Genomic DNA, 13,428 nt, shown 5'->3' on the forward strand with positions numbered 1-13,428 from the left:
TAGTTGGCTTGGGATGCTTGCGAGGCCCTGGGTGCTTTTTGCGTTTGAGAGCACTCGGGCCAGGCTCGCTATAGGGTCAGTAATCGGAACAGGGCAATCTTGTTGATTTCCGCCAGCGCGCATTTGAACTCGGTGTCTTGCGGGTTGTGAATGCGCGTTTCGAACGCCGCGAGGATCTGATGCCGGTTGCTGCCTTTTACCGCCATGATGAAGGGAAACTTGAACTTGGCCTTGTAGGCGTCGTTCAGCTCGGTGAAGCGTTGAAACTCTTCGGCCGTGCATTGGTGAATACCCGCGCCAGACTGTTCTTCAGTGCTGGCTGCGGTCAGCTGGCCCTGGACGGCGGCTTTGCCGGCCAGGTCCGGGTGAGCGACGACCAGCTCAAGCTGGCTTTCGTGATCGGCACTCAACAGGATGTCGCTCATGCGCTGGTGCAGGGTTTCGATCTCGTCGATCGAAGCGTCCTGGCCCAGGTCGAAGGCCTTCTCGGCCACCCATGGCGAATGTTCGTAGATGTCGGCGAAGGCTGCGACAAACGCCTCGCGGCTCAGGGTCGATGGCTTCAGGGTTTGGAACTGGCTCATTTCGAGGCCCCTTGATACGGGTGGGTTTCGTGCCAGTGGCGAGCGATGTCGACGCGACGGCTGAACCACACCTGTTCATGACTTTTAGCGTATTCGATAAAGCGCTTGAGCGAGGCCAGACGCGCCGGACGGCCAATCAGACGGCAGTGCAAGCCGATCGACAGCATCTTCGGTGCTTCGGCGCCTTCGGCATACAGCACGTCGAAGGCGTCTTTGAGGTATTCAAAGAAGTCGTCGCCCTTGTTGAAACCCTGGACCTGGGTGAAGCGCATGTCGTTGGTGTCCAGGGTGTACGGAATCACCAGGTGCGGCTTGCCGGTCGGGTTGTTCGGTTCCCAGTAGGGCAGGTCGTCGTCGTAGGTGTCGCAGTCGTAGAGGAAACCGCCTTCTTCCATCACCAGTCGGCGAGTGTTCGGACCGGTGCGGCCGGTGTACCAGCCCAGTGGGCGCTCGCCGGTGATTTCGGTGAGGACGCGGATCGCTTCGAGCATGTGCTCGCGTTCCTGCGCTTCGTCCATGTACTGATAGTCGATCCAGCGATAGCCGTGGCTGCAGATTTCGTGGCCGGCATCGACCATCGCGCGGATCACGTCCGGGTGGCGCTGGGCGGCCATGGCCACGGCGAAGATGGTCAGCGGAATGTCGAATTCCTTGAACAGTTTCAGAACCCGCCAGACGCCGGCGCGGCTGCCATACTCGTAAAGGGATTCCATGCTCATGTTGCGCGCGCCTTGCAGCGGCTGCGCCGAGACCATTTCCGAAAGGAAGGCTTCGGATTCTTTATCGCCGTGCAGGATATTGCGCTCGCCGCCTTCTTCGTAATTGAGCACGAAGGACAAGGCGATACGGGCATTGCCCGGCCAATGTGGGTGAGGAGGGTTACTGCCGTAACCGATCAGGTCGCGTGGGTAGTCAGCGCTCACTGCAGTCTTCCTTCTTATTCGTTCGACTTGTTCAAGGTCAGATTTGTGAGGCGGCCTGCAGTGTGATGACAGGCTGGCGTCACAGCGATGGGCTGATTGTATACAACTTTATATCCACTTTGTAAGCCTGTTTTTTTGCATTTTTCAAAACTGTCATCTTCACATGTTATTGCAAGAAACCTGCCTGATTGGTCAGCTAATGGATGGAAGGTCCTTTGATCCTATGGTTCGGTGGCAGATTCGTCGGGAATCACTGAATCACGGGTATAGCGGTAAATATGTTGTTTTTATTGTGTACAATTTTTTTGAAAAGTGTCTTAATCAGTCGCTCGCCGCAGCTTTTCGTGCTCCGAATCGGTGCGGTCTCCTTTTCAACTGACTTCGGGAGGCGCGAGGTCTGACTGCTCCATGCAGGCAGGCGCGCAGAATCAATGGGACGTTTGACTACTCACGTTTTAGACGCTGCACACGGTTGCCCGGGCAGCTCGATCAAGGTCGAGTTGTACCGCGTTGAAGGTTCGCAGCTGGAATTGGTCGCCACTGCGATAACCAACAGCGATGGCCGGGTCGATGCACCGCTGCTGCAAGGCGATGACTACCGTTCAGGGGTCTATCAGGTTCAGTTTCATGCGGGCGATTACTACCGCGCCCGTGGCGTTCAGCTGCCAGAACCCGCGTTCCTGGATGTGGTGGTGCTGCGGTTTGGCATCTCTGCAGAGCAGGATCACTACCACGTGCCATTGCTGATTTCGCCGTACAGCTATTCGACCTACAGAGGAAGCTAGGACTTTCCCCCCAGAATCCTGCGCATATAGCTTCTTTGGTCTTTCGCCCGCTCACACTGCGGGCTTTTTTTTGCCTTCAGAAATGGGGTGCATGTGCCGACGCCTTCGCGAGCAGGCTCGCTCCCACAGGAGTACGCATTCCAATGTGGGAGCGAGCTTGCTCGCGATGCTTTTGCTCTTTAGCGGCTCAACAACGACGCCGCGCCCGCACCACTGAACAACCCCGCACTCACCCGGTTAAACCAGCTCTGCCCCTTGCCGCTGCGCAGATACCGCGCCGCACCATGAGCACCCAGCCCATAAGCCAACTTGCACAGCAAATCCAGCACGGTCCAGGTCGCAATCATCACCAGCAACTGCGGCAGGAACGGTTGCTCGGCACTGAGGAACTGCGGGAGGAAAGCGGCGAAGAACAGAATGTCTTTCGGGTTGCTGGCGCCCAACATGAACGCGCGCCCGAACAGTGCGCGAAAGCGTGGAACCGGCGCAGCCTGGGGCACTTCAGCGCCGTGGGAGGGCTGACGCGATTGCTGCCAGCTCTGCCAGGCCAGGTAGAACAGGTACAGCGCACCGACGATCTTCAAGGCGCTGAACAGCTGTTCCGACGCCAGCAGCAAGGCGCCCAAACCCAGCGCCGACGCACTGAGCAAGCAGATCGACGCAATCACGCCACCCAGAAACGCCGGGTAAGAACGGCGCAAACCGTAATTCAGACTGTTGCTGATCATCAGCAAAGACAGTGGCCCCGGGATCAGGATTACCACCAGCGCAGCGCCGCTGAACAGCAGCCAGGTTTCCAGACTCATCACTTTCCTCCATTTGCACAAAAGCCTCACCCGACGGGGTGAGGCTGTTTTGAAACACCGTTTTTGAAACGTAGACGGCTTACAAGAAAATGAACTTGGCGATGAAGATCGCGCAGAGCACCCACAGACTGATGGAAATTTCCTTGTGCTTACCGGTGCAGGCCTTCAGTACCACGTAAGTGATAAAGCCCAGCGCGATGCCGTCGGCGACCGAGAAGGTCAGGGGCATCATGATCGCGGTAACGATCGCCGGAATGCTGTCGGTCGCTTCGTCCCATTCGATGTGCGCCATGCCGCCCATCATCAGCATCGCCACATAAATCAGCGCACCGGCGGTTGCGTAAGCGGGGATCATGCCAGCCAGCGGTGCGAAAAACATTGCGGCAATAAATAGCACACCTACGGTCACTGCGGTAAGACCAGTCCGACCACCAGCGGCTACACCCGCGGCACTTTCCACGTAGCTGGTGACCGGCGGAACACCGACCATCGCACCGAATACGCTGGAAGCACTGTCGGCTTTCAGGGCGCGGGAGAGGTTTTCGATCTTGCCATCCGCGTTCACCAGGCCGGCGCGCTGAGCGACGCCCATCAAGGTGCCGGCGGTGTCGAACATGTGCACGAAGAGGAAGGCCAGCACCACGCTGATCATGCTGACGTTGAACACGCCCGCGATGTTCATGGCCATCCAGGTCGGCGCCAGGCTCGGCGGGGCGGACATGAGGCCCTCGTAGTGCACCAGGCCCAGGCCCCAACCCGCCAGGGTGACGGTGATGATGCTGATGAGGATCGCGCCGAACACTTTGTGATAGCTGAGTACGGCGATCATCAGGAAGCAGATGGCGGCCAGCAGCGGACCAGGTTCGCGCAGGGAGCCGAGCTTGATCAGGGTGGCCGGGCTGTCGACCACGATGCCCGCGGTTTTCAAGCCGATCAGCCCCAAAAACAGGCCCACACCGGCGCCCATGGCAAAGCGCAAACTGACCGGGATGCTATTGAGCAGCCATTCGCGGATCCGCGAAAAGGTCAGGAACATGAACAACACACCGGAAACAAACACCGCGCCAAGGGCGGTTTCCCAGTTGTAGCCCATGGTGCCGACCACGGTGTAAGTGAAGAAAGCGTTCAAGCCCATGCCCGGCGCCAGGCCAACCGGCCAGTTGGCGTACAGGCCCATCAGCAAGCAACCCAGCGCGGCGGCGATGCAGGTGGCGACGAACGCGGCCCCGTGATCGATCCCGGCGTCGGCCATGATGTTGGGGTTGACGAAGATGATGTAGGCCATGGTGATAAAGGTTGTCAGACCGGCAATCAACTCGGTCTTCACCGTGGTGCCATGCAAGCTGAGTTTGAAGATGCGCTCCAGCCAGCCATTGCGTAATGGCGGCGAGAGTTCCAGCGTAGGGGCTTCGGATTTGCGGCTTTCCACAGCGAATACTCCTCAAGAGTTTTATTGTTATTTCCAGGGCCGGACCCATGAGGGTGGCAGCGACCCTTTGAGGTACTTGCGATTTGTTGACCGCTTGGTCAGGAACTCGCACGAAGTGGATTATGCTTTTGTATACAAATAAAGCAAATAATGTTTTTGATTTTGTAGACGAAAAGTTTGTTGATCGGGATATATCGGCTATAGACGATCGGTTACTCGGTTGGCGCTTGGGATTTTCCTAAAGCCAGATTCACCGCCAGCCACCCATTCACCGCAGTCTCACCTGCCTCGGCAAACACCCGCTCCAGCAATTTCACCTGCTCACGGCGCAATGACTGCTCGAAACGCGCGCCATCGTCGGTCAGCTCCAGCAACCGCTTACGCTTATCGGTCTGGGACGCGACACTGTTCACCAAATGCATTTCCACCAATTGACGCAGCGGAATGTTCAGCGCCTGCTTCGTTACCCCGAGCAGCGCCAGCAACTCCTTGACGCTCAAGTTCGGGTAGCGCGCGATGAAAAACACAATGCGTTGATGCACCCGGCTCAAGCCACGACGCTCGAGCATTTCGTCGGCTTTCGCGGTGAACGCCTGATAACCGAAGAAAAACGCTTCCATCGCTTGTTGCTGAGTCGCGGGGTTTTTAAGGTCAAGCATATTGACGTATCCGTCCGGTCTGTCGTAATTTCGGTCAATCAGTTTGACTCATTTTTCTCAGGCCTCGCTACCGGTGACCCCATGGCATTTTCCGAACGTGTCTCGCGCCTTAAAAGTTCTTTGATCCGTGAAATTCTCGCCGCCGCCCAACGCCCGGAAGTGATGTCGTTCGCCGGCGGCTTGCCCGCCGAAGCCATGCTGCCAAAAGTCGAGTGGGCCGATATGCCGTTGTCCATGGGCCAATACGGCATGAGCGAAGGTGAGCCGGCGCTGCGTGAAGCGCTGGCAGCAGAGGCGCGGGCGCTGGGCGTACCCTGCGAGGCGAGTCAGGTGTTGGTGGTCAGCGGCTCCCAGCAAACCCTCGATCTGGCGGCCAAGCTGTACATCGACCAAGGCACCGAGATTTTGCTCGAAGCGCCGACTTATCTGGCGGCGTTGCAGATTTTTCAGCTGTTCGGCGCCGACTGCATCACTGTCCCGCTGGAGGCTGATGGCCCGAACCTGGCGCAACTGCGTACTCGTCTGGAAAAACACCGTCCGGCGTTCATCTACCTGGTCCCGACTTTTCAGAATCCTTCAGCCGTGCGCTACAGCGAAGCCAAGCGCGATGCCGTGGCAGCCTTGCTGGATGAGTTCGGCGTGACCTTGATCGAAGACGAGCCTTACCGCGAGCTGACGTTTGATGGCGGCAGCGCCACACCGATTGTCAGTCGCTTGAAAAAGGCCAGCTGGATCTACACCGGCACCGTGTCGAAAACCCTGTTGCCCGGATTGCGAGTCGGCTATCTGATCGCCAGTCCGGATCTCTTTCCGCACTTGCTGAAACTCAAGCAATCGGCCGACCTGCACACTAATCGCGTGGGCCAGTGGCAAGCGCTGCAGTGGATCGGCACCGACAAATTCCAGCATCACTTAAGCGAGCTGAGGGACTTCTACCGGGTTCGTCGGGACGCGTTCCAGTCAGCCCTGGAAACGCATTTTGCTGATTTGGCGGACTGGAACGTGCCGCAGGGCGGGCTGTTTTTCTGGCTGACTCTCAAGCAGCCGCTGGACACGCGTACGTTGCTCAAGGCCGCACTGGCAGCGGATGTGGCGTTCATGCCGGGCGAGCCGTTCTTCCCCGAACCGGACAGCAATCCGGGGCATTTGCGCTTGAACTTCAGCCACATCGACCCGGCACGGCTGGACGAAGGGCTCAAGCGGCTGGCAGCGGTGCTGCGTCAGGCTCAGGCAGCGCAAGCAGCTTGAAGCTGCAGGTAGGAGAGGGTGCAAAAACAAATAAACCGGCCAATGGGCCGGTTTATTTTTATCCGAAATCTGTACGGCTTCAGGCGGCGGCAAACCGCTTGTCCAGATAATCGATGATCACCTTGGACTCATACATCCAGGTCGTCTGGCCATTCTCTTCGATGCGCAGGCACGGCACCTTGATCTTGCCGCCCTGTTCCAGCAGGGCCTGACGATCCTGTTCATTGTTCTTCGCATCGCGCAACGCCACTGGCACGTTCAAGCGGCGCAGGGTACGGCGGGTTTTCACGCAGAACGGGCAGGCGTGGAACTGATACAGGGTCAGGTCCTTGGCCGCTGTGTTGATCTGAGCCTGAACCTCGGCAGGGCGCTGTTTTTTGCCCGGACGGGTAATGAAGTCGATGAAGATGATCAGTTGGCCAAGGCCGACACGAAGCGCTTTAACGAACACGGTATAAGCCTCACAGGGGCAAACAGAAGGCGCGCAGCTTACCTGATTTTTCACCGGCGAAAAAAAACCGGCGATGAATGCCGGTTTTCTTCTGCTGCGAATTACTTGATCAGGCTGAGAAACTCGCTGCGGGTGGCCGCGTTTTCGCGGAACTCACCCAGCATCACCGACGTGATCATCGACGAATTCTGTTTCTCCACACCGCGCATCATCATGCACATGTGCTTGGCCTCGATCACCACAGCAACGCCCAGGGCGCCGGTGACTTGCTGGACCGCATCGGCGATCTGGCGGCTGAGATTTTCCTGGATCTGCAGGCGGCGGGCGTACATATCGACGATCCGCGCGACTTTCGACAGGCCCAATACCTTGCCGCTCGGGATGTAGGCGACGTGAGCCTTGCCGATAAACGGCAACAGGTGGTGTTCGCACAACGAGTAGAGCTCGATGTCCTTCACCAGCACCATTTCGCTGTTGTCGGAGCTGAACAAGGCACCGTTGGTGACCTCTTCCAGTGTCTGTTCATAACCGCGGCAGAGGTACTGCATGGCTTTGGCGGCACGTTTTGGCGTGTCGAGCAGGCCCTCGCGGGAGACGTCCTCGCCCAATTGGCCGAGAATCGCGGTGTAGTTCTGTTCCAGTGTCACAGAGGCTGATTCCATACGGGTTTCAGAGGGGTACTGTTTCTGTCTGTACCAATTGTGTACCAATCAAGCTCTTTTCAATCTTCCCGGGCTCACCCCAGTCGGTGCTGGTGTTGATCCATCGGGTGCAGGTCGATAGCAATATCTGAACGCTATGACCGAGCTGAGTGGCAATAATCGCAGGGTTCATCCCCGACATGGGGCACATGGTAGCGTATGTGTGCCGGCAGTTGTATTGCCGGCGGGCGCGAATCCCCAAATCGGTCATTTCGGGTTTGCGCATCCCGCTACACCCTGGCGCCAAGGTGCAGCAGTGATGCTTCCCTGAAGCCTGTCTTGCTCATCAGACCGAACAGGTCGTATCAGGCGTGAGTGATCGACAGATCGCTGATGATGCAGACAGAACCGTCTAGCGGATCGGTAGTGTCGGAGTAATCGATCTGGTTGTACACGCCACCGTGGAAGGCGAGGGTTTTCGTGTCCCAGGTGTTGTCGAGGCGCATGATCGCGGAAGTGGATTTAACCCCGTTACAGCTAGCCGATACAGAGACGGCGCCGCTCGAATTGGCGTGAATGTTGATTTTGAAAAGTGCACCGAGCGGCACGTTCTCCAAAATCGTCGAGTTGACCGGATCGTCCTGGAGGTAACTGGTTCGGAACCCCATGGTGATTTTTCCTTTGTTCCAGAACACCTTTACCGGAGGTCGCTCTGAATCCTTCACATGGATCTGGCCGATCACGACTTTCTGTAGCGAGTTGACCTTCGTCAGTCGCATTTCTTGTCGGCTCCAGTGGTCCGCTGCGCTGGAGAACAGCCAGTAACCTGGCTCCTTCCACTCGCAGCGAGTTCGTAGCGTGCTCTTGCTCGAGGCTCCAAGTGTCGGCGCCGTCATCTGCAGCGAGCCATCGTCAAGCATTGAGATGACGTCGGGGCATTCGAGAAGTGCGCGCCAGCCGATGAGCTCAAGCGCAATCGGGTTGGTGTCGGAGATTGGAAGCGGGGTAGCGATGGTGAAATTGCTGATGTCTACAGTCATGGTTTTTGCCTCAGTCCATTGATGTCGCTTTTTGCTCTGGTGAGCCTTGCGTTTGATGCAGGCCTACATCCCACTGCCCACTCAGTGAATGGGCAGAAGTGATGCCTGGCAGCTTCCGATCGATTTCCCGTTGGCTCGGATACAAATATGGGTGTTCCCATATTTTGTGTCAATGGGTATTCCCATATTTTATTCCGTACCTATATTCCAGGTACAAAAAAACCCGCGCTTGGCGGGCTTCTCTTGGATGGGCGTCTTGTCCTGAATAAGGTTTACACGTTATGGCACTAAACGCTCACGAATCACCGCAACTCAGTTCACCGCGAATACATCGCCCACCAAAAGACATGACCCAGGATCGCAAGCTGCTGCTCCTGGATCTCGGCGAAGGTGTAGTCCTCGTCCGGATGCTCGTCACGGTTGAAGCTGCGGAGGCGGATGCCACTGGGCAGTCGGTAGACCTGTTTCACGCGGAGCTGGCCGTTGTGGTTGATCGCGTACATGTCGCCGTCGACGATGTCGCCCAGCGAGTTCTTTCCGACGTTCATGCCAACGGTAGCGCCGTCGCGCAGTACCGGGAGCATGCTGTTTCCGCTCACCACCACGCACTTGGCGTTGTTGAACTGCACGTTGTTGTGACGCAGGTCTTTCTTGAAGAAACGCAGCCGGGCGCTGTCGTTTTCTGCGATCACGAAACGGCCTGAGCCGGCCGCCAGTTCAACTTCACGCAGGAAGGGGACATAAACCTCGTCGTCATCCAGGGGCGTGCTGTCGTCCCAAGGCTGGATGTCTGACATTGAAACGCTTGGAGGGGGGCGATTCAACGGAACAGCATCGGACACCCCTTTAAGCATGTCACCGACACCTTCAGCCAGCCACATCGGTGAAACGCCACACACTGAAGCGATCTGGGCAGCAAAGGCTGTTGCCTTCGATTTCCCGCGCTCGAGGTCGGAGATTGAGGTTTGCGTCAGGCCTGCGCGTTCGGCAAGCTCGGTCTGATTGAGCTTGGCGTGTTGGCGGGCTGCTTTGAGTCGTTCTTTAAATTCCATCTGCGAAGTATTACGGGAGCTCCCATATCATTGCAAATCGTTATCCCGATAATTTGTCAGGCGACCGCTTTACTCGTCGCGACCTTCCATCATGGTTCGTTTGAGCATCACATAAACCGCTCCGGCGCCGCCGTGTTTCGCTTGGCACGAGGTGAAGCCGAGCACTTGTGAATGTTGGCGCAGCCAGGTGTTGACGTGGCTTTTGATCATCGGCCGCTTGCCGTCCAGACGCACGGCCTTGCCGTGGGTGACGCGTACGCAGCGGATTTCGAATTTGGTCGCTTCGGCCAGAAACGCCCAGAGGGTTTCCCGAGCCTTTTCCACGTTCATGCCATGGAGGTCGAGGCTGCCTTCGAACGGAATCTGTCCGATCTTGAGCTTGCGCATCTGGCTTTCCTGAACACCGTCACGCGCCCACATCAGCTCGTCTTCCGGGCCAACATCGATAACGAACTGATCGGACAGCCCGTCAACGGTGGTGGCATCGGTGCGTACGGTGGCGGCTTGTCGCAACTTGGCGATTTGTGCGCGGTCAGCCTTGGGTTTGCCGGTTTCGGCGCGATCGTGTTTGATCGGCTTGACGCCTTGGATCGCGCTTTTGAACAGGGAAAAATCGTCGTCTTGCATGTCAGCCTCCGCGAAGGGCGGCCAGTTTACCCAACTCGAGGCGAATGGGGCGCGAGAAAACACGCAGCACTCGGCTCAGTCGTGCTTTTTCATCAAATGCGGGGAGATGTTCAGTTCTTGCGACTGCCGCGAGCGGCGACGGCAGCGGCGCCACAGCCACACGCCGAGGTACAGCACGAACAGGCCAATCGCCAGAATCACTGCCGAACCGACCCGGTTGGTATTTAACTCGCCCAGGGCGGGCGCGTGGCCAAGCAGGCTGGCTATGCCTGCCATCGCCAGCAACACACCGCTCATCGACAGCAAGGCAGCAAATGCCGCGCCGATTCGAAAACGCCAGTTGCGTTGGCCTTTGGGCCGCAAGCGGCGAGCGTCAAAACCATCGGATAACTTCATTCCGACCTTCCTCAATGGGTATCGGCCCTTCGACCGGGAGTTGACCGGGATGTTCCTGAGGCTAAGACAATTACAGCAAATGATAGGTTTTTGCGGATGAGCGGCGGCATGGACCGCTCATCGAGCGTCAATCAGATCAGTTCGTGAGTCAGCGCGAGGGTGGCGAAGTTGTCCGCCATGATCGCCATTTCGGTCTGCTGAACGTGGTCTGCGCTCAATACGCCGCCCTTGTAAGGCAGGTCGCGAGTGGCGCAGGCGTCTTCCACCAGCGTGCAACGAAAGCCCAGGTTCTTCGCGGCGCGCACCGTGGTGCTGACGCTGGAGTGGCTCATGAAACCGCACACGATCAGGTCCAGCGAGCCGAGATTCTGCAGGCGTTCCAGCAGTTCGGTGCCGTGGAACGCACTCGGTAGCAATTTACCGATGATGGTTTCGTCGCCCTGTGGTTCCAGGCCCGGGATGAACTCACCGCGCTCACCTTGTGGATCGAACAGCCCACCAACGGTGCCGAGGTGGCGGACATGGACGATCGGCCGGCCGGCTGCACGGGCAGCGGCCACCAGTTGCTTGATGTTCGCGACGGCAGCATCCATGCCGATCAGGGCCAACGGGCCGCTGAGGTATTCTTTCTGGGCATCGATGATGACAAGGGTCGCATGGCTCAGAACGGCTGCTGCATAACCGCGGCCGCTGAGTTGAAACATCGTTTTTGGAACGGACATTCTGGGGCTCCTTCGAGTGGGGCTTTTGCGACATTGTCCTCTGGCTGAGCGCTTCTGTGAATCGCTACCATCGTAGGCGCCGTCTTTGCTGGCTCGCAGCCTTGTCAATAGGCTCGTTTTGTTCAATAGCCGGCCGAAAAAATAGAATAGTCCTACATTTGCGCCGGTAGTTTTCCCGCGTCGTCGAGACGCGTTTTGGCTGTTAGAATCGCCAGTCGTTTTTTTTGGAGTTTGCCCCGTGATCACTTCCCGACTTCGTACCCTGCGCGACCATATCCGTTGGGCCGTCAGCCGCTTCCATGGGGAGGATCTGTTTTTCGGCCATGGGACCGACAACGCCTGGGACGAAGCGCGTCAGTTGGTGTTGGGTGCCTTGCACTTGCCGTGGGAAATCGCCGACAGCTATCTCGACTGCAATCTTGAAGAAGACGAGCTGGTCAAGCTGCAACGCATGCTCAAGCGCCGTATCGAAGAACGCATTCCTACCGCCTACCTGTTGGGTGAAGCATGGTTTTGCAGCATGTCGTTCATTGTCGATGAGCGCGTATTGATCCCGCGTTCGCCGATTGGCGAACTGATCGAAAAACGTTTCGCGCCGTGGCTGGGTACCGCACCTGCGCGGATTCTCGACCTGTGCACCGGTTCCGGCTGCATCGGTATCGCCTGTGCCTACGAGTTCCAGAACGCCGAAGTGGTGCTGGCCGACCTGTCGTTCGAAGCGCTGGAAGTGGCCAACCAGAACATCGAGCGCCATGGCGTCGATGAGCGGGTGTACACGGTTCAGGGCGATGGTTTCGATGGTTTGCCGGGTCAGCGTTTCGACCTGATCGTGTCAAACCCGCCTTACGTCGATGCGGAAGATTTCGCCGACATGCCGGACGAATACCAGCACGAACCGGAGCTGGGCCTGGCCTGCGGTGATGATGGTTTGAACCTGGTGCGTCGCATGCTCGCCGAAGCGGCGGATCACCTGACCGAGAAGGGCTTGCTGATTGTCGAAGTGGGCAACAGCCAGGTTCACGTTGAGGCCTTGTACCCGGAAGTCGACTTCGCCTGGCTTGATTTCGAGCGCGGTGGGCATGGCGTGTTCATGCTGACGGCGGAACAGTGCCGCAACCATCAGGCGCTATTCGCTTCCCGAGTTTAACCCGTAACAATCGTTCCCACGCGGAGCGTGGGAACGATCAGGTCTGCGCGATCACCGGTGCGTGGCAATCCAGATCAACAACCCCGCCTGAAAAACCGCAAATGCCACCAGACAGGTAATGGTAAAGCGCAGTCCGGCGTCTTCGCGCTTGTACTTGCTGACCTTTTCTTCGTGTTTCTTGAGTTTGACTTCCTGCTCGGCGAGATTTTGCTCGGCTTGCTGGAGCATCTGCGCCGCCTCAAGAATTTCCACGACCTGCAGTTTTTCCGTACTCCAGTCACCCAACAGGTCGCCGACCTGCACTTCTTTGACGCTGCCCTTCAAATGCTGGGCGTCGGCGTAGATCACGTCGAAACCATGCATCCGCAAAAAGTGATCGCGGCGCAGGCGAGTGTCTTCGTTCAGCGCATCCTTGTTGTTCAGGTCTGTGCCATCGACGGTGTAGCCGGGCCATCTCTTTTTCGCCCAGGTAATGCCCTGAGCGGCCATGTAGCGACCGATGCCGCGGTTCATCGGTTCGATCTGCAAGCCGCTGTCAGGCCCGAAATGCACGCGCTTGGTGGCGTGATCGACCCACACGTCCAGATGATTCTGTTCTTTGCGCACGCGCTGGCCGGGCAGCGAAATGCTCATGCGCATCAGGCTGTGTTCCTTGTTGTTGCGCTCGGCGTAACCGAATTCAACAAAGCGCAGCGGCCGTCCACCGGTGTTGCGGTCGGTTTGCAATGGCGCCAGACGGAGCATCTTGTGGTGCTCGGCGTGGACGTCCGCCCACGGCAGTTCGACCACTGGTGGTGCGTCTTTTTCAGCAGTGGTGTCGGGTGAAGTCTGGGTATCAGTCATAACGGCGAGATCCTGTCCAAGCTCTGCTTGCCGCCAGTCATAGCGCTGGCGACAAAGGCTTATCGGCCGTTTTTT

Annotated in this window: 16 protein-coding genes; 3 read left to right on the top strand and 13 right to left on the bottom strand. The window is 57.8% G+C overall.

Annotated features, from left to right (window positions below; genetic code table 11):
* Positions 1–68: 68 nt before the first annotated feature.
* Together uraD and puuE are read right to left on the bottom strand one after the other, a co-directional pair.
* Positions 69–584, bottom strand: a complete 516-nt coding sequence (gene uraD / locus ASC74_RS06975) for a 2-oxo-4-hydroxy-4-carboxy-5-ureidoimidazoline decarboxylase (protein WP_056740372.1) — start codon at positions 582–584, stop codon at positions 69–71.
* Positions 581–1,507 carry an allantoinase PuuE gene (puuE, locus tag ASC74_RS06980; RefSeq protein ID WP_046047506.1) on the bottom strand — a complete coding sequence of 309 codons (927 nt, stop codon included), beginning with the start codon at positions 1,505–1,507 and terminating at the stop codon, positions 581–583. The genes uraD and puuE overlap by 4 nt, the downstream gene beginning before the upstream one ends.
* Before the next feature lie 431 nt (positions 1,508–1,938).
* On the opposite strand from puuE, the gene uraH reads away from it, so the two are divergent.
* Positions 1,939–2,292, top strand: a complete 354-nt coding sequence (uraH, locus tag ASC74_RS06985; protein ID WP_008146146.1) for a hydroxyisourate hydrolase — start codon at positions 1,939–1,941, stop codon at positions 2,290–2,292.
* Positions 2,293–2,471: 179 nt separating this feature from the next.
* Here the strand turns inward: uraH and ASC74_RS06990 are convergent, their stop codons facing one another.
* The 3 genes from ASC74_RS06990 to ASC74_RS07000 form a co-directional block, all read right to left on the bottom strand.
* Positions 2,472–3,098 carry a LysE family translocator gene (locus ASC74_RS06990; RefSeq protein WP_008146144.1) on the bottom strand — a complete coding sequence of 209 codons (627 nt, stop codon included), beginning with the start codon at positions 3,096–3,098 and terminating at the stop codon, positions 2,472–2,474.
* 79 nt (positions 3,099–3,177) lie between these two features.
* The gene (locus tag ASC74_RS06995) at positions 3,178–4,527 is read right to left on the bottom strand and encodes an NCS2 family permease (RefSeq protein ID WP_056740374.1); all 1,350 of its coding nucleotides are present in this window, start codon (positions 4,525–4,527) and stop codon (positions 3,178–3,180) included.
* A 212-nt stretch (positions 4,528–4,739) separates the two neighbouring features.
* Complete coding sequence (locus ASC74_RS07000) at positions 4,740–5,186, bottom strand: MarR family winged helix-turn-helix transcriptional regulator (RefSeq protein WP_056740376.1); 447 nt, start codon at positions 5,184–5,186, stop codon at positions 4,740–4,742.
* An 81-nt stretch (positions 5,187–5,267) separates the two neighbouring features.
* On the opposite strand from ASC74_RS07000, the gene ASC74_RS07005 reads away from it, so the two are divergent.
* Positions 5,268–6,434, top strand: a complete 1,167-nt coding sequence (locus tag ASC74_RS07005) for an aminotransferase-like domain-containing protein (protein ID WP_056740378.1) — start codon at positions 5,268–5,270, stop codon at positions 6,432–6,434.
* Positions 6,435–6,513: 79 nt separating this feature from the next.
* Here the strand turns inward: ASC74_RS07005 and ASC74_RS07010 are convergent, their stop codons facing one another.
* The 7 genes from ASC74_RS07010 to ASC74_RS07045 all read right to left on the bottom strand — a co-directional run bounded on the left by ASC74_RS07010 (position 6,514) and on the right by ASC74_RS07045 (position 11,363).
* On the bottom strand, positions 6,514–6,885 hold the full coding sequence (locus ASC74_RS07010) for a glutathione S-transferase N-terminal domain-containing protein (RefSeq protein WP_056740381.1): 372 nt from the start codon (positions 6,883–6,885) through the stop codon (positions 6,514–6,516).
* Between the two features lie 101 nt (positions 6,886–6,986).
* Positions 6,987–7,532 carry a GTP cyclohydrolase I FolE gene (folE, locus tag ASC74_RS07015; RefSeq protein ID WP_010456659.1) on the bottom strand — a complete coding sequence of 182 codons (546 nt, stop codon included), beginning with the start codon at positions 7,530–7,532 and terminating at the stop codon, positions 6,987–6,989.
* 359 nt (positions 7,533–7,891) lie between these two features.
* Positions 7,892–8,566 (bottom strand): polysaccharide lyase family 7 protein, encoded by a 675-nt coding sequence (locus ASC74_RS07025; protein ID WP_056740385.1) that lies wholly within the window; start codon positions 8,564–8,566, stop codon positions 7,892–7,894.
* A 317-nt stretch (positions 8,567–8,883) separates the two neighbouring features.
* Positions 8,884–9,618 (bottom strand): XRE family transcriptional regulator, encoded by a 735-nt coding sequence (locus tag ASC74_RS07030; RefSeq protein ID WP_056740388.1) that lies wholly within the window; start codon positions 9,616–9,618, stop codon positions 8,884–8,886.
* A gap of 69 nt (positions 9,619–9,687) precedes the next feature.
* Complete coding sequence (locus ASC74_RS07035; RefSeq protein WP_056740389.1) at positions 9,688–10,245, bottom strand: Smr/MutS family protein; 558 nt, start codon at positions 10,243–10,245, stop codon at positions 9,688–9,690.
* A 75-nt stretch (positions 10,246–10,320) separates the two neighbouring features.
* The gene (locus tag ASC74_RS07040; protein WP_056740391.1) at positions 10,321–10,641 is read right to left on the bottom strand and encodes a hypothetical protein; all 321 of its coding nucleotides are present in this window, start codon (positions 10,639–10,641) and stop codon (positions 10,321–10,323) included.
* 131 nt (positions 10,642–10,772) lie between these two features.
* Positions 10,773–11,363: a cysteine hydrolase family protein gene (locus ASC74_RS07045; protein ID WP_033057146.1), complete on the bottom strand. Its 591-nt coding sequence runs from the start codon at positions 11,361–11,363 to the stop codon at positions 10,773–10,775.
* 238 nt (positions 11,364–11,601) lie between these two features.
* Here ASC74_RS07045 and prmB point away from each other — a divergent pair, with 238 nt between their 5' ends.
* The gene (prmB, locus tag ASC74_RS07050; RefSeq protein WP_056740393.1) at positions 11,602–12,510 is read left to right on the top strand and encodes a 50S ribosomal protein L3 N(5)-glutamine methyltransferase; all 909 of its coding nucleotides are present in this window, start codon (positions 11,602–11,604) and stop codon (positions 12,508–12,510) included.
* A gap of 51 nt (positions 12,511–12,561) precedes the next feature.
* On the opposite strand, the gene ASC74_RS07055 is transcribed toward prmB, so the two are convergent.
* Positions 12,562–13,353, bottom strand: coding sequence for a hypothetical protein (locus ASC74_RS07055; protein ID WP_056740395.1), 792 nt, complete (start codon positions 13,351–13,353; stop codon positions 12,562–12,564).
* Positions 13,354–13,428: the final 75 nt, after the last annotated feature.

Source organism: Pseudomonas sp. Root329, assembly GCF_001424925.1.
Lineage (GTDB): Bacteria > Pseudomonadota > Gammaproteobacteria > Pseudomonadales > Pseudomonadaceae > Aquipseudomonas > Aquipseudomonas arabinosi.

Coding starts and splice junctions, on each gene's coding strand:
- uraD (WP_056740372.1), bottom strand. CDS start 584: ATGAGCCAGTTCCAAACCCTGAAGCCATCGACCCTGAGCCGCGAGGCG.
- uraH (WP_008146146.1), top strand. CDS start 1,939: ATGGGACGTTTGACTACTCACGTTTTAGACGCTGCACACGGTTGCCCG.
- ASC74_RS06990 (WP_008146144.1), bottom strand. CDS start 3,098: ATGAGTCTGGAAACCTGGCTGCTGTTCAGCGGCGCTGCGCTGGTGGTA.
- ASC74_RS07000 (WP_056740376.1), bottom strand. CDS start 5,186: ATGCTTGACCTTAAAAACCCCGCGACTCAGCAACAAGCGATGGAAGCG.
- ASC74_RS07005 (WP_056740378.1), top strand. CDS start 5,268: ATGGCATTTTCCGAACGTGTCTCGCGCCTTAAAAGTTCTTTGATCCGT.
- ASC74_RS07025 (WP_056740385.1), bottom strand. CDS start 8,566: ATGACTGTAGACATCAGCAATTTCACCATCGCTACCCCGCTTCCAATC.
- ASC74_RS07030 (WP_056740388.1), bottom strand. CDS start 9,618: ATGGAATTTAAAGAACGACTCAAAGCAGCCCGCCAACACGCCAAGCTC.
- ASC74_RS07035 (WP_056740389.1), bottom strand. CDS start 10,245: ATGCAAGACGACGATTTTTCCCTGTTCAAAAGCGCGATCCAAGGCGTC.
- ASC74_RS07040 (WP_056740391.1), bottom strand. CDS start 10,641: ATGAAGTTATCCGATGGTTTTGACGCTCGCCGCTTGCGGCCCAAAGGC.
- ASC74_RS07045 (WP_033057146.1), bottom strand. CDS start 11,363: ATGTCCGTTCCAAAAACGATGTTTCAACTCAGCGGCCGCGGTTATGCA.
- ASC74_RS07055 (WP_056740395.1), bottom strand. CDS start 13,353: ATGACTGATACCCAGACTTCACCCGACACCACTGCTGAAAAAGACGCA.